We start from the raw sequence: 21,412 nt of genomic DNA, 5'->3' as shown, positions 1-21,412 counted from the left end.
TGCGGCGATGGTTTGCCCCGATTCCCGGACACCCGCCCAAGCCGCTGCTGGCGACTGGCATCAGCGCGGCGAAGGGGTGAGTTCAACCCGGTGGAGTTTGGCAAAGGAATGCTTGTCCGCAAAGCGGGCAGTCAAACCTTTATAGCCAGACGATTGCCTGCTACCTCAAGAACGCCTTCATCTTGCATGCGCCGCAAAGTCCGGTAAAGGGCTTCGTGGCTAATGCCCAGTTCGGCGGCCCAGGACTTGCCGGACTGATTAAATGCGATGGCCGCGGCACTATGGGTGTGGTGGGCGGCCTGGGCTTTGTGTCACGCCCGGTGGGCGCCAGCAGCGTGGCAGGGGTGAAGGTGGGCGATGTGGCAGGTGTGCCCGTGAAACGGAGAGTGAACCAAAACGGGTTCTGACGCAATAGGGGTCGATTTGTTGTCCATGTCGTAAGTGACGATTCGGATTGCAGCTCCGACGTGATGTTTTGCAAGCCGTCATGCAGCTCCTGCATTTCATCGCTGGCGGCGTACAGGGTGAGTGCGTCGGTGAGGTGGTTGGCCAGACCGATGTAGTCCACGATGTAGCCACGCTTCTTGCCCTGCCTGACCCGGTTGGTGCGGGCGATCGCCTGCAGCAAAGTGTGCTCGCGCAGCCGCTTGTCGATGTACATCACCTGCTCCACGGGCGCATCAAAGCCCGTCAGCAGCATGTCGCACACGATCAGGAAGGCTATTCCGGTGTTCGTCTTGTCCGGATCTTCCAGATCGAAGCTTTTGCAGAAATTGTCCACAGCCTTCAGGCGCATGGCCTCTTTTCGGGCGTGCGTGATGAAGGCGGCCTCGTTGGTTCCGTCGGATGAAATCACCACCGCCGTTTTCAGAAACTGAAGGCGTTTGATCAGTTCGGCATCCGGCGTCGCTTGACCTTGCTCCATCGCTATGCGTTCTGCCAGGGCATTCTTGATGCCATTCTGGTAACGCACGCAGGCCAGCTTGGAGTGGCACACCACCTGAGCCTTGAAGCCGTTGGGCAGAATGTTGTCCACATAGTGCTTCACCAGGTCGCGGGCGATGGCGTTGATGCGGTTTTCCGCCTCCAGGATGTCGCCCGTGGCACCGTATTTCTTCTTGATGGCCAGCAACTCCTCCGGGCTGCGGTCCTTGAACAGGTCTTCGAACTTGTCGTCAAATGCAGCCTTTTCGTTCAGCGCGCTGTCTGCCGTTTTGCCCTCGTAAAGAATCTGCAGCGTCGCGCCGTCGTTCACCGAATCCATCAACCGGTAGGTGTCGATGTACTCACCAAAACGCTTGTGCGTCTTTTTCTCGCCGTGGCGTTCTGTCAGCAGTGGCGTGCCAGTGAAGGCGATACGTGTGGCATTGGGAAAAGCCTCAAACAGGTTGTCGCCCAGGTCCGAGCTTTGGGTACGGTGCGCTTCGTCGATCAGCAAAATGATGCGTTTTGAGGTGTTCACCACGCCAAAGGTCTTGCCCGCCGACCGAGCAGGCTTATGTGTACTGGGTTCGTTTTTTTGTTCGCTGGTGTGGCCGGGGCGGGCAGATGCGGCATCCGCGCGACATGGGCGCTTTGGAGGTCACGCAGTTCCTGACGATGCTCGCCAATGAGCGGCATGCGTCGGCCTCTACCCACAATCAAGCGCTCAGCTCCCTGCTGTTTTTATACCGGGAGGTGCTGGGCCACTCTGACGTGAGCACCCCCATGATTTACACCCACGTGCTGAAGGTAGCGGCGGGCGGCACCGCAAGCCCGCTGGATGCGCTGGTGCCTGATGCGCTATTGATTCAATAGCTTCTGAACCCCGTGGTTAAAGGGCTAGCGCGTGTTTTTATGCACAAACTGCACGGCCGCAGTCCCGCAGCAGGTAAAAAGGCGCTGGACCATGCATCGAATTGGCCTCTGGCCCTTGTCCCCTGTGGGGCAGTAGCTATCAACTACGTAGCAGGCAACGATGCGCTACAGCAGCCCAGCCCCTGGCAAATACGTCGGTGGCTGCTCGGGCGTATCAGGCGCAGCAGGCCCGGCCACCACTGGCGGCGCGGGCTCCGCCTTCTCTACCGGCATGCGCAAGTCGTCCAGGTAGTCGCGTGCAATGTTGACGGTGCTTTTGACGCCCAATGACTCGAAGCGTTTGGCCAGCCACTCCTTGCCGCACACCACGCCCAGGTCGCGCAGCGAATGGATCAGGTTTTTGTCGGTGGACGACTTGGTTTGGGCGGTGAACTTTTCCAGCGCCTCGCCGCCATCGACGCGGTGCATCAGCACGTCTTTGTAATGCGCGGGGTCGAGCTTGCCTTCGGCCAGCAGGCGTTTGACGAAGTCGATGGCGCGCATCTCGGCGATCAGCGCGGCATTGAAGGTAACCTCGGTCATGCGGTCCATGATCTCGCCGGGTTTGGTGGGCAGCTCGCTGCGCTGGATCGGGTTGATTTGCACCAGCACGATGTCGCGGCTGTCGCAGTGGTAGATCAGCGGGTGGATGGCTGGGTTGCCGGAATAGCCGCCGTCCCAGTAGTGGTCACCGTCAATCTCCACGGCCTTGAAGACCATGGGCAAGCAGGCCGAGGCCATGACGGCGCTGGCCGTGAGCCGCTTGCCTGAAAACACCTCGGCCTTGCCGCTGGCCACCCGCGTGGCGACCACAAACACCTTGGGTGCTTCGGGGCCGGCCGCTGCGGCCAGTCGTTCAAAATCAACCTGCTTTTCCAGAAAGTCCTTGAGTGGGTTGATGTCAAAGGGGTTGCTCTGGTAAGGCGACAGCGCGTTGGACCAGTACTGCGTCATCGCGTCAGTCCACAGCTTGGTGGCCCAGTTGCCGCCGCCCATCTGACCGAACAAAATACCGAAGGGCGCACGCTGCAGTTGCGACAGCGACGATGACAGCGCGCCCATCTCGACAACGCCGTTCCAGAAACTGTCGAGCGCCTGGCGCGCGGCGTCCAGCCGCGCGGTACGCGGCTGGCCTTGGGCAGTGGCATAACCGTGCGCCAGCGCCACCGCGTTCATGGCGCCGGCACTGGTGCCGCTGATGCCTTCCAGGTCCAGCCGCCCGTCTTCGAGCAGCGCGTCGAGCACGCCCCAGGTGAAGGCGCCGTGCGAGCCGCCGCCCTGCAGCGCCAGGTTGATGCGCGGCGCGGGGCCTGCGGGGCCGTCAGGAGCGGGCAAGGGGTCTGCAACAGCTGCTGTGTTCATGCAGGGAGCTTAGCAAGAAACAGGCGCGGGACTAAAATCTGGTCCCGCCCCCCGACCCATTTGCCCAAGCACCCCCACCACCATGAACTACCTGACGGGTTACCCCGAAACCCTCCAGAGCCAGGTGCGGGAGCTGGCCGCGCAAGATCGCCTTGGTGCGCTGCTGCGGAAAAAGTACCCCGAGACGCACGGCATACGCACCGACCGGGCGCTGTACGACTATGTGATGGACCTCAAAAACAGCTTTCTGCGCAACGCCGAGCCGCTGAGCAAGGTCGCCTTCGACAGCAAGCTGCATGTCATCGCCCATGCGCTGGGTACCCACACCACCATCTCACGCGTACAGGGCAGCAAGCTCAAGTCCAAGCGTGAGATCCGCGTGGCCAGCCTGTTCAAGGAAGTGCCGATCGAGTTTTTGCGCATGATCACGGTGCACGAGCTGGCGCACTTGAAAGAGAAGGCGCACGACAAGCCCTTCTACCAGCTCTGCACTTACATGGAGCCGCAGTACCACCAATTTGAGCTGGATTTGCGGCTGTATCTGACGCATGTGGATGCCGGTGGTGCATCGCCGTGGTCGGTCCAGAGCCAGGGACTCTCAGTGGCTGTGTAACTTTTCCTGCAACCAGACCTTGATCAACGACTGGTAAGGCACATCACGTGCGTTTGCTGCGGTTTTGATGGCGTCCAGCAGATGCTGCGGCAAGCGCAGTGAAATCGTCTTCGTTGTGGGTTTCAAGTTTGGCAAGGTGACCTTGCGGGCCTTTGACCAATCAAGATGTTCGGTCGAGTCGTGCTTGGGATCGCGCGATTCCCAGAATGCACGCTCTTGCACTTCGTTGGCAAACTTCGGAATGCTTTTATTCGTAGGCTTGTTCATATATGGCTCGCTCCTTTCGGTGCATGTCCCTGGCTGAAATAACCCGGATCAATACTTCAGGCTGACGCAAGGTAAACGTGATGTGCAGTGTCCGGCCCTCATCGGTTTTGCCCAAAGCATGAAGTCGGGGTTCCCGTTGACTGTGGAAAACATCCTCCAAAAACAGCAACGGTGTGTTGAAAAAAACCTGCTCTGCTTCTGCAGTAGACACACCGTGCTTTTCATTTTTTCGGGCATTGCCATCGTCCCAGTCGAAGCCGGCAATCCTGGCCAAGTCAATCATTTTTGTATATTATCATCATATACGCCGTTTAGCTGAAGGATGGCCATCAGAAGGCTGTTCAGGGAAGCAACCCCATCGCATGCATGTAGGCCGGGTGCACCATCAGGTCGTCCCAGGTGTGAGCCGGTGTTATGGGCAGCAAGTCCAGCCGCCGCAGCTCACTGGACTCCAGCGGCTCCCAACGGCCTTTGAGCTGGGCCTCTGCCATGCCATCAAGCAGCTCGTCCACCTCCTCGCCCTTGCCCACCGACTGGTTGCACAGCAGCACCATGTCGCAGCCGGCCGTCAGCGCGGTGATGGCCGCCTCGGTGTAGCTGACCTGCTTGCCGTCGATGAGGCGGGCGCCGGCCATGCTGAGGTCGTCGCTGAAAATCGCGCCGCCAAAGCCGAGCTGCCCACGCAGGATGTAGGTGAGCCACTTCTCGGAGAAGCCGGCCGGGCGCGCATCCACCTTGGGGTAAATCACATGCGCCGGCATCACGCTGGTCAGCGTGGTGTTGAGCCAGTCATAAGGCGCGGCGTCGTCCGCCAGAATGGCTTTCAGGCTGCGTTTGTCCACGGGGATGTCGGTGTGCGAGTCGGCCTTCACAAAACCGTGGCCAGGGAAATGTTTGCCGCAGTTGGCCATGCCGCTTTGCAGCAGGCCGTGCATCAGGCTCTTGGCAAGCAACCCGACCACGCGTGGGTCGCGCGCAAAAGCGCGGTCGCCGATAACACCGCTGCCTCCATGGTCGAGGTCCAGGACCGGGGTGAAGCTGAAATCAACGCCGCAGGACCGCAGCTCGGCGCCCAGCACATACCCGCAGGCGGTGGCGGCGTTGGTGGCGGCCATGGCGTCCTTCAGCCACAGCTCGCCGAGCGCGCGCATGGGCGGCAGGTGGGTGAAGCCGTCGGTTGTGAAGCGCTGCACCCGGCCGCCTTCGTGGTCGACGCAGATCAGCAGGTCTTTGCGCAGCTTCCTGATCTCGCTACACAAGGCGGTGAGCTGCGCGCGGTTCTCCCAGTTGCGCGCAAACAGGATGAGTCCGCCGGTCAGCGGATGCTTGAGGCGTTGTTTGTCGGTCTTGGTCAGGCTCAAGCCGGCGATGTCGATGATCAGGGGGGCGTGTTGGCTCATGGGTCAGTCTTGAAAAAAAGGGGTTTCAGGGAGGCGTTGTTTGCTCAACCACGACAAAACTCGCAGCGTAATCAGTTTCGTCAGTCACGGTGACGTGGGCGCTCAGGCCTTTGACCTCGAACCATTCCTTGAGCGCACCGTGCAGCACGATCTCGGGCTTGCCGCTGGTGGCCTTGGCGATTTCGCAGCTGCGCCAGGTCATGGGCATACGCATGCCCAGGCCAATGGCCTTGCTGAAAGCTTCCTTGGCAGAAAACCGCGTGGCCAGGTAACGCAGCCCGCGCTCGGGCCAGCGCGCGCTGCGGGCTTTCCAGGAGGCGAGTTCGGCGTCACTGAGTATTTTTTGGGCGAATCGCTCGCCATGTCGCTCGAAGCTGGCCCGCACGCGGCGCACGTCGCAGATATCGGTGCCAATGCCGTAAATCATGTGGAGGTAGCCCCCACGGTCGCGCACTGCGTGTCGCTCCCTGCCCCCCGTGGGGGCCGCTGCGCCTGCGGGCCGGCAGAGCCGGACCCGCGGCCCCTGCTTGTAAAGAGAAGACACGTAGACATTTTCATCATGCGGCGGGTAACGCTTCGTCGATGCAACGCAGATAAGCGGCGACGGTGGCGCTGTAGCCGAGCTCCAGCGCGTCGGCGATCAGGGCGTGGCCGATGGACACTTCGAGCACGCCGGGCACGGCATGCAAAAACTCGGCAAGGTTGTCGCGGTTCAGGTCGTGGCCGGCGTTCACTCCTAAATGGCTAGCCGCTGCAGCCCGCCCAGCCTGGGAAAACTGCTCAAGGACCTTGTCTTTGTCGGGCGTGCCCCAGGCCCGTGCATAGGTCTCGGTATAAAACTCCACCCGGTCCGCGCCAACCTCTCTGGCAGCCGCCATCGCTTCGGGCAGCGGGTCCATGAACAGGCTGACCCGCACGCCGCGGCTGTGCACTTCTTCAATCAGCGGTTTCAGGCGTGCAGCGTCGTCCGGAAAGCTCCAGCCGCGGTCGCTGGTGAACTGGCTTTCGCCGTCGGGCACAAAGGTGCACTGGTGCAGTGGCAGGCCGCGCGCAGCCAGGCTCCGCACAAAACCCATGAGGTTCTGCAGCGGGTTGCCCTCGACATTGAACTCGCGGTCCGGCCAGTCTTTCATCAAGGCAGCCAGCTCGTAAACGTCATCGCTGCGGATATGCCGCTCGTCAGGCCGGGGGTGCACGGTGATACCCTGGGCGCCCGCCTCCAGGCACAGCTGGGCCGCGCGCAACACATCGGGAATGCCGAGGTGGCGCGTGTTGCGCAACAGGGCCACCTTGTTGATATTGACTGAAAGCGCCGTGCGGTGGCGCGGAGCCGGGGCATGTACAGGAGTCATAAAGCTTGCCTTGATAACGCAGACCTAGAAAGCCTGCAGATCGATCATCATCTGCCGGGTTTTGAGAACCTTCACATCGCAATGGTAGTGCAGCAGCGTGCGCAGCTGGGTTTTCAGCGCGGGCAAATGGTTGACACAGGCCTGCACCGTGTCGGTAAACGGTGCGTCTTCGGCCAACGTGTGCTGCAGCGCCAGCCATTCCTGGCCTTGCAGGCTGGCACGGTCGTCGGCATGCGCCTCGCGCAGGCCAGACTCGGCCACCAGCACGTAGCGGGTCTGCGCTTGCAGGGGCACCAGGGTGGCGGTCTGCGCGTCGAGCGTCGGCAACAGGCCGATATCGCGCAGCAGGCGCAATTCAAAGGCGCGCAAGGCTACTTGCAGGGTGTCGGCGCTCTGGCTGGCCAGCAGTTGCACGGTGGTGGCATAGGCGTCGAACAGCACAGGGTGCGGATCGTCGCGGGCCAACAGGCGCATCAGAAGCTCGTTGAGGTAATAACCCGACAACAAGGCATCACCCGTCGGCATGACGTGCCCGCCCTGCCACTCGGCGCTGCGCAGCATGCGGATCTCCGCGTCACCGCCAAAAGCCAGGTGCAGCAGCTGCAGCGGCAGCAAAATGGGCCGAAAGTTGGAGCTTGGTTTCTTGGCCCCACGCGCCACCAGCGCGATGCGCCCGTACGTGCGGGTGAAAACCTCCAGGATCAGGCTGGACTCGCTCCAGTCGTAACGGTGCAGCACATACGCCGGCTCGTCACTGATGCGTTTGGTGACCACAAGCAGTCGGTCAGCGACGCAGACGTGCGACTAAGCAAGCCGGGGCTGCGGAACCGGCTTCGCCGGGCCGCAGGCGCAGCGGCCCCCTCGGGGGGCAGGGAGCTACACGCAATGAGCGACCGTGGGGGCTACTCATATCCAAAGGTTTTTACCCGTGCTTCGTCGTCAGCCCAACCAGAGCGCACCTTGACCCATATCTCCAGAAACACCTTGCCGCCGGTCAGCGCTTCCATTTCGTGGCGTGCCTCGGTGCCTATGCGTTTGAGCTTTTCGCCCTTTTCGCCAATGATCATGCCCTTGTGGCCATCGCGCTCCACCACGATAGTGGCGGCGATGCGGCGCAGCTCACCCTCCTGCTCGAACTGGTCAATGATCACGGTCGAGGTGTAGGGCAGCTCGTCGCCGGTCAGGCGAAACAGCTTTTCGCGGATGATTTCGGCCGCCATGAAACGTTCGCTGCGGTCGGTCAACTCCTCGGCGCCATACATCCAGGGCTGGGGCGGCAGGTATTTTTCGCAGATACCGAACAGACGCTCGACATCCCGTGTATTGTTGGCCGACATGGGCACAAATTCGGCGAAGTTGTGACGCTCCTGCATTTCCTTGAGCCAGGGCGCGATCTCGGCGCGCCGGTGAATCAGGTCAAACTTGTTGGCCAGCAAAATCGCTGGGGTGCCGGCTGGCAGCAGCGACAACACCTTGGCGTCGGCCTGGTTGAACTGCCCTGCCTCGACCACAAACACAATCAGATCCACGTCATTGACGGCGCCCACCACGGTCTTGTTCAGCGAACGGTTCAGGGCGTTGCCGTGCCGCGTCTGGAAACCAGGCGTATCGACAAATACAAACTGGGTCGGGCCTATCGTGCGCATGCCGGTGATGCGATGCCGCGTGGTCTGGGCTTTGCGCGAGGTGATGCTGATTTTTTGCCCGACCAGCGCATTGAGCAGCGTCGATTTGCCCACATTGGGCTTGCCAACAATGGCGATCAAGCCGCAACGCTGGCCTTCGACCGGCGGCGCATTGTTGGCCTGCGATGTCATGGCCTTGGACAGCATGGCCTCCAGCGCGGCATCATGTGCGGGCAGGTTTGACTCAACAGGCGCAGCAACGGGTGCGGCCTTGGCCGTGCCTGCGGGCAGTGCCTTGCGTACGGGCTTTTGAGAGGTCTTTTTTGCGGGAGTCATGAGGGTCGCCAGTTGGCGGCTGCGTTAGCAGCGCCGGTTTCAGGTCAGTTAAGCGTTTTCACATAAGCCAGCATTGCGGCGGCAGCCGCCTGCTCACCGGCACGCCGTGAGCCGCCAATGCCGCGTTCGGCACGGCCGTGTTCGCTGATTTCACATTCCACGTCAAAGGTCTGCTTGTGGGCTGCGCCCAAGGTGCCGACAACGCGGTAAATCGGCAAATTCATTTTGCGACCCTGCAGCCATTCCTGCAACTCGGTTTTCGGGTCCTTGCCGATGGCCTGCATGTGGGGGTTGATCTCCACGTCCTTGAACAGGCTGCGCACCAGCTGGGCCGCCTTGTCAAAACCGGCGTCAAGATAGACCGCCCCAATGAGCGCCTCCAGCGCGTCGGCCAGGATGGAGGGCCGCTTCTGCCCGCCTGATTTAGCCTCGCCTTCACCCAGCCGGATCAGGGAAGGCAGGCCCAGCTGGACAGCCAGCTGATGCAGGGTCTCCTGCTTGACCAGGTTGGCGCGCACCCGCGACAGACCGCCTTCGGGCAGTTCGCTGAGCCGCTCATACAGCAGGCCCGCGACCGCGAGATTGAGCACGGAGTCGCCCAGGAATTCGATGCGTTCGTTGTGGTCCGCGGAAAAGCTGCGGTGCGTCAGCGCCTGCTGCAGCAGACGGGGATCGGAAAACTCATGCTCCAGCCGCTTTTGCAAGGACTGGAGACTGGGACTCAACAAGGCATGGGCACGCACTTACTTGGATCGGCCTGCGTACTTGATCAGCAGGAAAGCAGGGCCCGCGATATGGATTTCCTTGTCGTAGGCAAAGCTCACAACGGTTTTATCGCCCTCTTTGGTGATGGTCAGGTCTTTGCCAGCGATGGACTTGATGTCATCGATCTGGCCAGCCTTGTCGAAAATGGTCCTGACTTCCGCGACAGAAGCGCCTTCTTTGGCCTTGGTCGCGGCCTTGGTGATGGCCTGGAACTCAACCACAGTGGGAAAAGCCTGGGCCGCGATCAAGCCGGCGAAAGCCAGCACGCCGACCACAAACAGGACGCCTATGAAGGAGATACCACTTTGCCGATTGTTCATGTGTTTCTTCACTCCAGTGTTGCCAGTTTTCATGCGGTGGCAAGCCTGCGCAGCAGCTTGCAGCAGAGCAGCCTGCGCGCCCTCAGTCAATCTTGCCAATCCGCTTGAGACTACCAAAATTCATCCAGACAAAAAAGGCTTTGCCCACGATGTTCTTCTCCGGGACAAAACCCCAATAACGCGAATCGAGCGAGTTGTCTCGGTTGTCGCCCATCATGAAGTACTGCCCCTCAGGCACCTTGCAGACCACACCCTCACTACTGTAACGGCAATTTTGCCGATAAGGGAAGTCATCTGCCCCGGCGATAAAGGCCGGGCGGTCTGCGTCATTGAGCAGGCGGTAGGTCTTGTTGCCATTGGTTTCCTGAAACTGCTTGGCATAACGCAGGGCGTCTTCATCAAAAAAGTCGGCCAGCGCCACCTTGGGCAAGGCCTTGCCATTGACCGTGAGCTTCTTGTTCAGGTAGGCCACCTCGTCGCCCGGCACGCCGACCACGCGCTTGATGTAGTCCAGGCTGGGCTTGGGCGGATAGCGAAACACCATCACATCGCCGCGCTGGGGGCTGTTGTTGTCCAGTACCTTGGTATTGATGACGGGCAGGCGCACGCCGTAATGGAATTTGTTGACCAGGATCAGATCGCCAACCAACAGGGTGGGAATCATGGAGCCGGAAGGGATCTTGAAGGGCTCGAAAAGAAAGGAGCGCAACAGGAACACCACCACAATCACCGGAAAAAGCCCAGCGGTCCAGTCCAGCCACCAGGGCTGCGTGAGCAGTCGTGCGTGGGCGTCTGCCGTGTTGTTGTCTGTCTGGTTAATGCCCTGGGCGACAAGGTCTGCCCGACGCTGAGTGGCTTGCGCCTCCAGGCGGGCCGCCGCCCGGCGGCGCTTGGGCCAAAAGTAAAACTTCTCGGCCAGCCAGTACAAGCCGGTGACTACCGTGGCCAGGAACAGCAGCAGGGAAAAATTGCCCTCCACCATGCCGAAATACCAGGCACCACCGTAGCCGACAAAGACGGCCAGCACCAGTGCGGTGAGTGTGCTCATGAAACCCAGCATTATTCTTCTACCTGCAAGATGGCCAGGAAAGCTTCCTGGGGCACTTCGACCGAGCCGATTTGTTTCATGCGTTTTTTACCCGCTTTTTGTTTTTCAAGAAGCTTCTTCTTGCGCGAAATGTCGCCGCCATAACACTTGGCAATCACGTTTTTGCGAAGGGCCTTGATTGTCTCACGCGCAATGATGTTGGCCCCGATGGCGGCCTGGATCGCGACGTCAAACTGCTGGCGCGAGATGATCTCGCGCATCTTGCCCACCACGGCCCGGCCCCGATAGGCCGACTGGCTGCGGTGAACGATGATGGACAGCGCATCGACTTTTTCGCCGTTGAGCAGGATGTCCACCTTGACCACGTCCGACACCCTGAACTCCTTGAACTCGTAGTCCATGGACGCGTAGCCGCGCGAGACCGACTTGAGCTTGTCGAAGAAGTCCAGCACGATCTCTCCCAGCGGCATTTCGTAGGTCAGCATGACCTGCTTGCCGTGGTAGGCCATGTTGAGCTGCACCCCGCGCTTGAGATTGGCCAGGGTCATGACGGCGCCGACGTAGTCCTGCGGCATGTACAGGTGCACGGTGACGATGGGCTCGCGGATTTCGTTGACCTTGCCGGCGTCGGGGATCTTCGACGGGTTTTCGACCTTGATGAGCGTGCCGTCGGACTGCAATACCTCGTACACCACGCTGGGCGCGGTGGTGATCAGGTCCTGGTCAAACTCGCGCTCCAGCCGCTGCTGCACGATTTCCATATGCAACAAACCGAGGAAGCCGCAGCGAAAGCCGAAACCCAGCGCCTGGCTGACCTCAGGCTCATAGTGCAGCGACGCATCGTTGAGCTTGAGTTTTTCCAGTGCATCGCGCAGCGAGTCGTACTCGCTGGCTTCCGTCGGGTACAGGCCAGCAAACACCTGCGGCTGGATTTCCTTGAAGCCCGGCAAGGCTTCGGTGGCCGTGGCCGCCGCGCCGCCCGTGCCAGACCGGATCAGCGTCACGGTGTCGCCGACCCGCGCTGCCTGCAGCTCCTTGATGCCGGCGATGATGAAGCCAACCTCGCCAGCTTCCAGAGAGAGACGCGGTTCAGTGTGCGGCGTGAAGACGCCGAGCTGTTCGGCGTTGTAGGTGGCTTCGCTGGCCATCAGCTTGATGCGCTCGCCCTTGGCCAGCCGGCCGTCGACCACGCGCACCAGCATGACCACGCCCACGTAGGCGTCGTACCAGCTGTCGACAATCATGGCGCGCAGCGGCCCATCCGGGTTGCCCTGCGGCGGCGGCATGCGTGCGATCACGGCTTCGATAATCTCATCGATGCCCATACCGGTTTTGGCGCTGCACGGAATCGCGTCGGTCGCGTCAATGCCGATCACGTCCTCGATTTCCTGCTTTGCATTGTCCGGGTCGGCCTGCGGCAAATCCATCTTGTTGAGCACCGGCACCACCGTCACGCCGAGGTCCAGCGCGGTGTAGCAGTTGGCCACCGTCTGCGCTTCCACGCCCTGGCTCGCATCCACCACCAGCAACGCACCTTCACATGCGGACAACGAACGGCTCACTTCATACGAGAAATCCACATGGCCTGGCGTGTCGATCAAATTGAGGTTGTACACCTTGCCATCGAGTGCCTTGTATTTGAGCGCAGCGGTCTGCGCCTTGATGGTTATCCCGCGCTCTTTTTCCAGATCCATGGAGTCGAGCACCTGCGCGCTCATCTCGCGATCCTGCAAACCGCCGCAACGCTGGATGATGCGATCAGCGAGCGTCGATTTGCCGTGATCAATATGCGCAATGATCGAAAAGTTTCTGATGTGATTCATCAAAGGGAACGCCTAAGTGCTTGAAAATATTGCGAAGAGCGCGATGCGCATTCGCGAAAGACATAAAAAAGGGCGCGTCACTTGTGACGCGCCCTGAACCAACAATCTATGGCAACTGCGATAGCTGGAAACTTCATTGTAGGCAAAAAGCCGACGACGCATAGCCTCGAAATCGCCAAATTTTTCTCGTTGCAGGGCAGCAACATGAAACTTATACACAACTTGTTAACAATTTTAACCAGAAAGCTCTGGACAACTTGTGGGTGATCTGTGGATCAGCAGTGCATGGAGTGAATTCGTGCCAGGACACGGTTTTTTTGAGCTTCCATATATCGGAATAGATCCAAACCTGATGTCTATTCTATCAAAAGCGGTCCTTAAGTTTACTTTCAATGTTAGTAATCACACACATTTATTGAGGCTGCATGACAGAAAAAATATTTTTTACAGGCCAGGAAGGTGGTCATTTCAAACAAAACCCCCAACCCAGGCAGGGTATGGGGGCATGCTACTGGGCGTGGGTGACGCCCCACGGAACAGACCTTGCAATCAGCGCGCGGGGCGAATCAGGGCATATTGCGTCCACTCGCTGCGCCTGAACAGCACGTTGATGGCTTTGCCTTTTTCAATTTTGGCGAGCGCCGCTTCGAAGTCCTTCACGTTGCTGATCTCCGTGTTGGCAATGGCAAGGATCACGTCTCCCTCGCGCAGTCCGGCGCGGGCTGCGGCCCCCTCGCTGGTATCGACCTTGACGCCGCCCTTGAGCTTGAGTTCCTTCTTTAGCGCGTCGGGCAACTCGCTGACCATCAAACCCATGGCTTGCGCGGGACCAGCCACCGGCGGCTTGGCTTCGGGCGCCTGGCTCTTGCGCACGGGTTTTTCCGCCTCGACCTCACCGATGATCACGCTCAGGTCACGGGTCGCGCCACGCCTGAAAACCGTCACGGTCGATTTGGTGCCTGGCTTCACATTGCCGACCAGGCGCGGCAGGTCGGTCGCCTTGTCAATGGTCTTGCCTTCGAACTTGGTGATGATGTCCCCTGCTTCCACGCCGCCTTTTTCAGCGGGTGATCCAGCCTCGACCCCACGCACCAGGGCGCCCTGAGGTTTGCCCAGGCCAATAGATTCGGCCACGTCCTTGCTGACCTGGTCGATCTGCACGCCGATCTTCCCGCGCGTGACCCGGCCGGTGCTGCGTAACTGGTCGGCCACACGCGTCGCCTCATCAATTGGTATCGCAAACGAAATGCCCTGGAACCCGCCCGAACGCGAATAAATCTGACTGTTGATGCCAACCACCTCGCCACGCATGTTCAGGAGCGGGCCACCCGAGTTGCCGGGATTGATCGCCACGTCGGTCTGGATAAAGGGAAGGTAGTCGCCGGTGTCGCGCTGCTTGGCGCTGACAATGCCGGCTGTCACGGTGTTGTCCAGGCCGAACGGCGATCCGATGGCCATCACCCATTCACCGACTTTCAAACGGCTGATGTCACCGATTTTCACGGCCGGCAAACCGGTCGCCTCGATCTTGACCACCGCCACATCGGTGCGTTTGTCACTGCCGATGATCCTGGCCTTGAACTCGCGTTTGTCTGTCAGGGTTACCAGCACCTCATCGGCGCCTTCTACAACGTGGGCGTTGGTCATGATCAGCCCGTCGGAGGTCAGAATGAAGCCCGACCCCACGCCGCGCGGCTGGTCTTCGTCGGGTTGCGACCGGTCCGGGCGCGGGGCGCGCGGCATGTTGGGGGGCACCGGAATGCCGAAGCGCTTGAAGAATTCGAGCATCTGCTCGTCGGCGCCGCTGGCGGCACCGGCCTTGACTTTTTCCAGCGTGCGGATGTTGACGACGGAGGGGCCAACCGCCTCGACCAGGTCCGTGAAGTCCGGCAGACTGCGAATCTGCGCCATCGCCGGAGTGGCAGGCATCAGGCTCAAGGCGCTTCCCAGCGCCAAAGCGCCGGCGGCGAGGTAGGAGCGGCAGTGCTTCCAGTTCAGTGTTTGCATCATCAGCCTTTGAGAAATTGTCAGCGCAGCAAATAGGGGTTCAGGGGTTCAGAGGATCACCAGCCGCCGCAGCAGCCACGATGGGGAGCTACCGCACTGCAGATATGACATGGGGGCGCTATTTCTTGCGTTCAAGTCCGTCGGCAAACAAGCTCAGCGTGGCCGGGGGCACCTCACCCATCACCGTCAGCCAGTAGGCATCCATGCGCCGGGTCAGGGACTGGGTAGCGCCCATGGCCATCCGGGACTCCTTGAGGTGGCGCTGGGCGGCGAAGGGCTCCACAAAAATCGAAACCGACGCCAACCCGTCCGAGAAAACCCACTGCATGGGTGCATCGCCCGACTGCGCCGCGCGCGGCCGCTTGTGGCAGCTGATGGGCTGGAAGCCGGCAACCGGCTTCTGCAGCGCCCAGCCTTCCGCGCTGGCGGTGGTCTTGACCAGGCCGGATTTCTCGACCCGGTAGCCCTCAACCTTGTTCATCATTTGCGTCAGCTTTTCGATTTTGACGGGCGCATCAAACTGCAGCTCTGAAAAGGCGGACTGCTCCAGCACCTTGCCGTCCGCGTCCAGTGTCTGCAACTTGACGACCAGGCCCTTCTTTTGTTCGGCCCAGACGCGATAACCAAAACGCATGCCGTCCTTGGGAACGAGGGCAATCACGTCGGTATCCACGCCCGCGACCCGTTCACGGCCTTCCTGCCGGGCCTCATAGAAGTCGCCAATATGGCTGCTGGTGGACTTGAGCAATTCAGGAAAAAGGCCCAGCGACTCACGTTTTTCCGTACGCACCAGCTTGTGCTCGGGCATGAAAGTCACGACCTGGTCGTTGTGGCGGAAGGTCGATCGCGGCGGCCCCGTCAGGGTATCGACCCGCTCCATCTGCTGGGTTCCGTCGCACACATGCCAGATCTTGGCGCTGGACATGACACCGCCTGAGGAAACCACGAAGGTACCGATGTAGGAGGAGCGGTTTCGTGAGGCTTCATGCATGCGCATCAACCACTCGCTGATGTTCCTGGACTCAGCGGCTGGCGCGGCCGCAGCCGGCGCCGGTGTCTGGGGTTGAGCTGCTATGTAATTAGAAGCTGACAGCGCACAACCCATAAGGGCCAGGAGGCGAAATTTCTTGAGATTCATGGCTAAAAGCTGATCAATGCCGGTTGTGTCGTGTGCACTGAACGCCTACCGCCGCTCGCCTTGGGGGGGGCCAAACGTGGCATTTCGCAAAAACCCCGAGGGCATCTGCAGCGCAGAAGCAGCGCCGAACTGTTTGTGCTCTGCAAGCAGCTCCTGCAGCCTGGCGTCCCGCACCATGGGGCCCTGCTCTGACATCACCAGCACCTGCTGGGAAGGGGTTGATCGGGCCAGTTGCGGCGCGGCGGGCGGCGAGAGTAAACCGGAGCCGGCACTCCAGGCCACGGCTACCACAGCGGCGATGGAAGCAAAGCCCGCCACCAGCTTCCAGCGAAAATTGCTGTCGTTGGAGGCTTCGCGGCTGACGCCCGCGCTCATCGGGCTCGCTGCGAGCGCGCCCGCAGGGACGCCAACCACAACACCCCGCGCATCGAGGGCCGGCTCCTGCACCAAACGCGCGCGCAGACGCATCGCAAACGCAGTGTCTGGCGTTTGCGGCGCCAGGCCCGGCGAACGCAACACGTCGCCAATCAGGTGGTAAATGCTCCAGCTGGCCAATGCGTCTTCGTCGGTCTCACAGGCTGCCAGCACCGAGGCAAAGTTCTCCCCAACCAACTGGCCGTCAGCCAGGGCGGAAATCCACTCACGGTTTTGTGTTGTCGGTTTCATGGTGTTCATGGGCAGCTTATGCCTGCTGGTTCAGTCGTTTGCACTCGTTCCCCGTTGCTCGTTTCTTCGTCGCCATAGTGGCCATCTGCATGCCCTGGACACTGCTTACCAGCGCTTGCCGGACTGGTTTTCCAGCAAGGGCTTGATTTTCGCGGAGATGGCTTCCCTGGCCCTGAAAATGCGGGAGCGCACGGTGCCAATCGGGCAACTCATCGCCTCGGCGATCTCTTCGTAGCTCAACCCTTCAATTTCCCGCAGGCTGATGGCCTGACGCAGTTCCTCGGGCAAGGCATCCATGGCCGCGTTCACCATCTGGGCAATTTCCTTGCTGGCGAGCACCGCTTCCGGTGTTTCTGAACTGGTTAGTTCGTTTTCCAGCGGGGAAGTTTCATCGTCTTCGCCGGATTTGAAGGAATTTTCCGAGACTGTCGGATTGCGCTTCAGGTCCATCAGCGCCTTTTTGGCCGTGTTGACGGCAATCCGGTACAGCCAGGTGTAGAACTGTGCCTCGCCGCGGAATTGGGCCAGGGCCCGGTAGGCCCGGATAAAGGTTTCCTGGGCAATGTCTTCGACCAGGTCCACATCCCGCACCATGCGACCGATCAGGCGCTGGATACGGCGCTGGTATTTGATGACCAGCAACTCAAACGCCTTCTGATCACCCGCCACGGTGCGTTCGACCAGCATGGCATCGCTGTCGCCGGCACTCGCAGGTTTGGAAGAAGGAATATCGGCGCTCATGGTCAGTTAGGTGGCGGATGGGCGTGGGCTGGGAAATCCGCTGTGGCCACAGAGGTTGGCGAATCAGGTGGCAGGGCAGCAGGCAATGCCATGCGCCGAGAATATACAGCACGACGCAGATCCAGCCAGCGCTCGGGCATGGCCGCACGCTGGGCCCACAGCCACAGGGTGGCGTGGTCGTGGTTCTCCAGCCTGATCAACAGGATGCGCTGAAAATCAAGCGCAACGGACAGCGAACGCACCCGCGTTCCAGAAGGGTAACCCCGGCTTTCCCAGCACCAGTCCTGCCCGTCCCAGCGCAACCGCCCGGTGGGCGAATTTTTCCATCCGAGCCCGGCGGCCATGCCGGCGGCCAGCAGCGTGGCCGCGGACAGGCCGAAGCGCCAAGCTGCATCCGGAGTGGCAAGCCACCACAGAGCCGTCACCAGCGCCCCTGCCAGCCACAGTCCCAGCAGCAGCGCACCCTGAAAACGCGAACGCCCCAACGGATAGGCCACCGATGGGGCGTTATGCATGGGGGGATGGATCTGCTTGGCTCTGGCGGCAGGGGCCGGATGCTGGTGAGGGAAAAAAGGGCATCAGGCCCGCTTGAACACCAGGGTGCCATTGGTGCCGCCGAAACCGAAATTGTTTTTGACTGCAACCTCGATATGGGCGTCACGCGCGGTATTGGCGCAGTAATCCAGGTCGCACTCGGGGTCCTGGTTGAAGATGTTGATGGTCGGCGGAATTTTCTGGTGGTGCAGCGCCAGTACGGTAAACACCGACTCGATGCCGCCCGCGCCGCCGAGCAAATGGCCCGTCATGGACTTGGTGGAGCTGACCACCAGCTTCTTCGAATGATCACCAAACGCGGCCTTGATGGCGTTGGTTTCATTGAGGTCGCCCAGCGGGGTGGACGTGCCGTGCGCATTGAGGTAGTTCACCGCATCCGCATTGACGCCTGCATTTTTCAGGGCCATGACCATGGACCTGCGCGGGCCGTCCACATCCGGCGCCGTCATGTGATAAGCGTCGGCACTCATGCCGAAGCCGGTGACCTCGGCATAGATCTTTGCGCCGCGCGCTTTGGCATGTTCGTATTCTTCCAGCACCATGACGCCGCTGCCCTCGCCCAGCACAAAACCGTCACGGTCCTTGTCCCACGGGCGAGACGCTGTTTTTGGATCTTCGTTGCGGGTGGACAAGGCACGCGCCGCCGCAAAGCCGCCAATGCCCAGCGGCGACACCGTGGCCTCGGCCCCGCCAGCCACCATCACGTCGCAGTCACCGTACTCGATCATGCGTGCCGACAGGCCGATGGCATGCAGGCCGGTGGTGCAGGCGGTCACGACCGCGATGTTGGGGCCTTTGAATCCGAACTTGATCGACACGTGGCCAGAGATCATGTTGATGATCGAGGCGGGCACAAAAAACGGGGAGATGCGGCGCGGGCCGCGGTTCGTCAGTTCGGCGTGCGTCAGCTCAATCATCGGCAAACCGCCGATGCCCGAGCCGATGTTGCAGCCGATACGCGTCGCCTGCTCGGCGCCCAGCGCATCACCCGTGGGTAAACCGCTGTCGGCCACCGCCTGAAAAGCGGCGGCCAGCCCGAGGTGGATGAAGCGGTCCATGTGCCGGGCTTCTTTTTCAGGGATGTAATCCGTGATGTTGAACCCTTTGACCTCGCCTGCAAACCGGCAGGCCAGGTTGCTGGCATCAAATTGCGTGATCAGGTCGATGCCGGGTTTTCCGGCCAGCAGATTGGCCCAGGAATCGGCCACGGTGTTCCCCACCGGGCTGACACACCCCAGACCTGTCACAACAACGCGACGACGGCTCATGCGCAAATCCTGAAGAAATTCCCGAAAGGCCGAAAAGCCTTCCAGGCGGGATGAAAAAAGACCAGGTTAAGCGCCAGGCCTTCAGGCTTTTTGATGGGTGTTGGCGTAGTCAATCGCGTTTTGAACCGTCGTGATCTTCTCGGCGTCTTCGTCGGGAATTTCGATGCCGAATTCATCTTCCAGAGCCATCACCAGTTCTACGGTGTCAAGGGAGTCGGCACCCAGATCGGCCACAAAGGCTTTCTCGTTGGTGACCTGGCCTTCTTCCACGCCAAGTTGCTCGGCAATGATTTTCTTAACACGTGCTTCGATATCGCTCATAAGTCCCTCTGAGGGTTGTGAATTAATCCGTGATTTTAGCGTTGTTGGGGGTGGTTCCCCCATCCGCCAGCCGGACGGATAAAACCCGGCTTGTACCCCGGCACTTGCCAGCGGCCCCCGCGTCGCCATTATTCATGATCCTGGTGACGCACGCCCGGCCGGCAACTGCCGGATGTGTCTTACATATACATCCCGCCATTGACGTGTATTTCCTGCCCGGTGATGTAGCCTGCCTGTGGGCTGGCGACAAAGGCCACCGCGTGTGCGATGTCCTGCGGTTTTCCCAGATGGCCCAGTGGAATCTGTCCCAGCAGCGCTTTTTGCTGCTCTTCCGGCAGGCCGGCGGTCATGTCGGTCTCGATAAACCCCGGTGCCACGCAGTTGACCGTGATGTTGCGGCTACCCAGCTCGCGGGCCAGCGCGCGCGTCATGCCGGCCACGCCGGCCTTGGCTGCGGCGTAGTTGGCCTGTCCGGCGTTGCCCGACGCACCCACCACCGAGGTGATGCTGATGATGCGGCCGTAACGCTGCTTCATCATGGTGCGCATCACCGCGCGGCTCATGCGGAACACGGCCTTCAGGTTGGTATCCAGCACCGCGTCCCAGTCCTCATCCTTCAGGCGCATGGCCAGCATGTCGCGTGTGATGCCGGCGTTGTTGACCAGCACCTGCAGGCCGCCGTGGGCCTTGACGATGCTGTCGATCAGGGTTTCGGCCGCTGCAACGTCGTTGACGTTGAGGTTTTTGCCGGCACAACCGGGAAAGGCGGCCAATGCCTGGCTGATTTTGGCTGCACCATCGTCGGTGGTGGCCGTGCCTATGACCTTCAAGCCCCTGTTCGCAAGCTCCAGCGCGATGGCTGCGCCAATGCCGCGCGAGGCGCCGGTGACCAATGCCACCTGGCCTTCAAACTTCATATCAGACATCACTTCCCCCACATTTTCGGCTGCGCCGCTGCACTGCCCTCAAGGGAGCGTTCACGCCTTGGGACGGCCCGGCGGCGTTCATGCCAGTGCGTCCTTCGCCTGAGCCAGACTCTCCGGATCAAACATCGCCAGACCCGTCATGTCCACATCAATACGTTTGACCATGCCCGCCAGCACCTTGCCGGGGCCGCATTCGACAATGCTTGTGATTCCGCGTGCCTTGATCGCCTGGACGCATTCGACCCAACGCACCGGGCCAAAGGCCTGTTCGTACAAGGCTGCACGGATACGGTCAGGGTCGGTTTCGACGGCAACCTCGATGTTGTTGATCACCGGAATCAGCGGCGCGGCAAAAGCGGTCGCGGCAAGTTTTTCGCGAAGCTTGTCGGCGGCGGGCTTCATCAGGCTGGAGTGAAACGGCGCCGACACCGGCAGCGGCAGGGTGCGCTTGGCGCCCTTGGCCTTCAAAACCTCGCAGGCTTTTTCCACGGCCGCCTTGCTGCCCGCAATGACTGTTTGCATCGGATCATTGAAATTGACCGCTTCCACCACTTCGGCGGTGCCCAGACCAAAAGTGCGAACGGCTTCGGCACAACCCTCGATGACGCTGGATGCTTGCATGCCCAAAATCGCAGCCATTGCGCCGACACCGACCGGCACCGCATCCTGCATGGCCTGCGCACGAAAACGCACCAGCGGCGCGGCCTGCGTCAAAGTCAACGCACCGGACGCTACCAGCGCGGAGTACTCACCCAGCGAGTGGCCAGCGACGACAGCCGGTGCCGCGCCGGTCTCGGCCATCCAGGCGCGGTAAGCGGCCACACCGGCCACCAGCATCACCGGCTGGGTGTTGGTGGTCAGGCCCAAAGCTTCCTTGGGACCTTCCCTGATCAGCTTGCCGAGGTCTTCACCGAGGGCGTCCGAGGCTTCCCGCAGGGTTTCCCGCACGGCCGGGTGTTCGCCCCAGGCGTCCAGCATGCCCACCGACTGCGAACCCTGACCGGGAAAAACAAATGCAAAAGGTTTCATGGAAATAACTAATC

24 protein-coding genes and 1 pseudogene are annotated in these 21,412 nt (G+C 60.8%); 2 read left to right on the top strand and 23 right to left on the bottom strand.

What is annotated here, in order from left to right:
- Positions 1 to 160: 160 nt before the first annotated feature.
- Together ACESMT_RS16485 and ACESMT_RS16480 are read right to left on the bottom strand one after the other, a co-directional pair.
- Positions 161 to 796, bottom strand: a complete 636-nt coding sequence (locus ACESMT_RS16485) for a hypothetical protein (protein WP_372827705.1) — start codon at positions 794 to 796, stop codon at positions 161 to 163.
- Positions 797 to 1,144: 348 nt separating this feature from the next.
- Positions 1,145 to 1,471 (bottom strand): annotated as a pseudogene (locus ACESMT_RS16480) (DEAD/DEAH box helicase family protein); the annotation flags it as partial.
- Here ACESMT_RS16480 and ACESMT_RS16475 point away from each other — a divergent pair.
- On the top strand, positions 1,450 to 1,797 hold the full coding sequence (locus tag ACESMT_RS16475) for a site-specific integrase (RefSeq protein WP_372827684.1): 348 nt from the start codon (positions 1,450 to 1,452) through the stop codon (positions 1,795 to 1,797). The pseudogene ACESMT_RS16480 and the gene ACESMT_RS16475 overlap by 22 nt on opposite strands.
- A gap of 165 nt (positions 1,798 to 1,962) precedes the next feature.
- Here the strand turns inward: ACESMT_RS16475 and ACESMT_RS16470 are convergent, their stop codons facing one another.
- Positions 1,963 to 3,198, bottom strand: a complete 1,236-nt coding sequence (locus ACESMT_RS16470; RefSeq protein WP_372827683.1) for a patatin-like phospholipase family protein — start codon at positions 3,196 to 3,198, stop codon at positions 1,963 to 1,965.
- Between the two features lie 82 nt (positions 3,199 to 3,280).
- On the opposite strand from ACESMT_RS16470, the gene ACESMT_RS16465 reads away from it, so the two are divergent.
- The gene (locus ACESMT_RS16465; RefSeq protein WP_372827682.1) at positions 3,281 to 3,811 is read left to right on the top strand and encodes a YgjP-like metallopeptidase domain-containing protein; all 531 of its coding nucleotides are present in this window, start codon (positions 3,281 to 3,283) and stop codon (positions 3,809 to 3,811) included.
- Here the strand turns inward: ACESMT_RS16465 and ACESMT_RS16460 are convergent.
- The 20 genes from ACESMT_RS16460 to fabD form a co-directional block, all read right to left on the bottom strand.
- Positions 3,797 to 4,078 carry a BrnA antitoxin family protein gene (locus ACESMT_RS16460; protein WP_372827681.1) on the bottom strand — a complete coding sequence of 94 codons (282 nt, stop codon included), beginning with the start codon at positions 4,076 to 4,078 and terminating at the stop codon, positions 3,797 to 3,799. The genes ACESMT_RS16465 and ACESMT_RS16460 overlap by 15 nt on opposite strands.
- A complete protein-coding gene (locus tag ACESMT_RS16455) occupies positions 4,059 to 4,361 on the bottom strand; it encodes a BrnT family toxin (RefSeq protein WP_372827680.1) in 303 nt (100 codons plus the stop codon). The genes ACESMT_RS16460 and ACESMT_RS16455 overlap by 20 nt, the downstream gene beginning before the upstream one ends.
- Positions 4,362 to 4,419: 58 nt before the next feature.
- On the bottom strand, positions 4,420 to 5,478 hold the full coding sequence (gene nagZ / locus ACESMT_RS16450; protein ID WP_372827679.1) for a beta-N-acetylhexosaminidase: 1,059 nt from the start codon (positions 5,476 to 5,478) through the stop codon (positions 4,420 to 4,422).
- Positions 5,479 to 5,503: 25 nt separating this feature from the next.
- Entirely contained in the window at positions 5,504 to 5,905 is a 402-nt protein-coding gene (acpS, locus tag ACESMT_RS16445) for a holo-ACP synthase (RefSeq protein ID WP_372827704.1), read from the bottom strand.
- 130 nt (positions 5,906 to 6,035) lie between these two features.
- Positions 6,036 to 6,830 carry a pyridoxine 5'-phosphate synthase gene (locus ACESMT_RS16440; protein WP_372827678.1) on the bottom strand — a complete coding sequence of 265 codons (795 nt, stop codon included), beginning with the start codon at positions 6,828 to 6,830 and terminating at the stop codon, positions 6,036 to 6,038.
- Positions 6,831 to 6,854: 24 nt separating this feature from the next.
- Positions 6,855 to 7,604 carry a DNA repair protein RecO gene (gene recO, locus ACESMT_RS16435; protein ID WP_372827677.1) on the bottom strand — a complete coding sequence of 250 codons (750 nt, stop codon included), beginning with the start codon at positions 7,602 to 7,604 and terminating at the stop codon, positions 6,855 to 6,857.
- 128 nt (positions 7,605 to 7,732) lie between these two features.
- Positions 7,733 to 8,662: a GTPase Era gene (gene era, locus ACESMT_RS16430; protein ID WP_372827703.1), complete on the bottom strand. Its 930-nt coding sequence runs from the start codon at positions 8,660 to 8,662 to the stop codon at positions 7,733 to 7,735.
- Positions 8,663 to 8,835: 173 nt separating this feature from the next.
- A complete protein-coding gene (rnc, locus tag ACESMT_RS16425; RefSeq protein ID WP_372827676.1) occupies positions 8,836 to 9,519 on the bottom strand; it encodes a ribonuclease III in 684 nt (227 codons plus the stop codon).
- Positions 9,520 to 9,534: 15 nt separating this feature from the next.
- Positions 9,535 to 9,876 (bottom strand): DUF4845 domain-containing protein, encoded by a 342-nt coding sequence (locus ACESMT_RS16420; protein WP_372827675.1) that lies wholly within the window; start codon positions 9,874 to 9,876, stop codon positions 9,535 to 9,537.
- An 82-nt stretch (positions 9,877 to 9,958) separates the two neighbouring features.
- Complete coding sequence (lepB, locus tag ACESMT_RS16415) at positions 9,959 to 10,936, bottom strand: signal peptidase I (RefSeq protein ID WP_372827674.1); 978 nt, start codon at positions 10,934 to 10,936, stop codon at positions 9,959 to 9,961.
- Positions 10,936 to 12,747 carry a translation elongation factor 4 gene (gene lepA, locus ACESMT_RS16410; RefSeq protein WP_372827673.1) on the bottom strand — a complete coding sequence of 604 codons (1,812 nt, stop codon included), beginning with the start codon at positions 12,745 to 12,747 and terminating at the stop codon, positions 10,936 to 10,938. Before lepA ends, lepB begins: the two co-directional genes overlap by 1 nt.
- A 549-nt stretch (positions 12,748 to 13,296) precedes the next feature.
- Positions 13,297 to 14,754 carry a DegQ family serine endoprotease gene (locus ACESMT_RS16405; RefSeq protein WP_372827672.1) on the bottom strand — a complete coding sequence of 486 codons (1,458 nt, stop codon included), beginning with the start codon at positions 14,752 to 14,754 and terminating at the stop codon, positions 13,297 to 13,299.
- Positions 14,755 to 14,872: 118 nt separating this feature from the next.
- The gene (locus ACESMT_RS16400) at positions 14,873 to 15,892 is read right to left on the bottom strand and encodes a MucB/RseB C-terminal domain-containing protein (RefSeq protein WP_372827671.1); all 1,020 of its coding nucleotides are present in this window, start codon (positions 15,890 to 15,892) and stop codon (positions 14,873 to 14,875) included.
- Between the two features lie 45 nt (positions 15,893 to 15,937).
- The gene (locus ACESMT_RS16395) at positions 15,938 to 16,567 is read right to left on the bottom strand and encodes a sigma-E factor negative regulatory protein (protein WP_372827670.1); all 630 of its coding nucleotides are present in this window, start codon (positions 16,565 to 16,567) and stop codon (positions 15,938 to 15,940) included.
- Positions 16,568 to 16,663: 96 nt separating this feature from the next.
- Positions 16,664 to 17,299 (bottom strand): RNA polymerase sigma factor RpoE, encoded by a 636-nt coding sequence (rpoE, locus tag ACESMT_RS16390; RefSeq protein WP_372827669.1) that lies wholly within the window; start codon positions 17,297 to 17,299, stop codon positions 16,664 to 16,666.
- Between the two features lie 2 nt (positions 17,300 to 17,301).
- Complete coding sequence (locus ACESMT_RS16385) at positions 17,302 to 17,814, bottom strand: hypothetical protein (protein ID WP_372827668.1); 513 nt, start codon at positions 17,812 to 17,814, stop codon at positions 17,302 to 17,304.
- Between the two features lie 63 nt (positions 17,815 to 17,877).
- Complete coding sequence (fabF, locus tag ACESMT_RS16380) at positions 17,878 to 19,122, bottom strand: beta-ketoacyl-ACP synthase II (RefSeq protein WP_372827667.1); 1,245 nt, start codon at positions 19,120 to 19,122, stop codon at positions 17,878 to 17,880.
- An 81-nt stretch (positions 19,123 to 19,203) separates the two neighbouring features.
- A complete protein-coding gene (gene acpP / locus ACESMT_RS16375) occupies positions 19,204 to 19,443 on the bottom strand; it encodes an acyl carrier protein (protein ID WP_007873885.1) in 240 nt (79 codons plus the stop codon).
- Positions 19,444 to 19,622: 179 nt separating this feature from the next.
- On the bottom strand, positions 19,623 to 20,369 hold the full coding sequence (gene fabG / locus ACESMT_RS16370; protein WP_372827666.1) for a 3-oxoacyl-ACP reductase FabG: 747 nt from the start codon (positions 20,367 to 20,369) through the stop codon (positions 19,623 to 19,625).
- Positions 20,370 to 20,447: 78 nt separating this feature from the next.
- Entirely contained in the window at positions 20,448 to 21,398 is a 951-nt protein-coding gene (gene fabD / locus ACESMT_RS16365) for an ACP S-malonyltransferase (protein ID WP_372827665.1), read from the bottom strand.
- Positions 21,399 to 21,412 lie beyond the last annotated feature (14 nt).

The organism is Polaromonas sp. (genome assembly GCF_041689105.1).
Lineage (GTDB): Bacteria > Pseudomonadota > Gammaproteobacteria > Burkholderiales > Burkholderiaceae_C > Polaromonas.
This window is presented reverse-complemented; position numbering and strand designations above follow the sequence as displayed.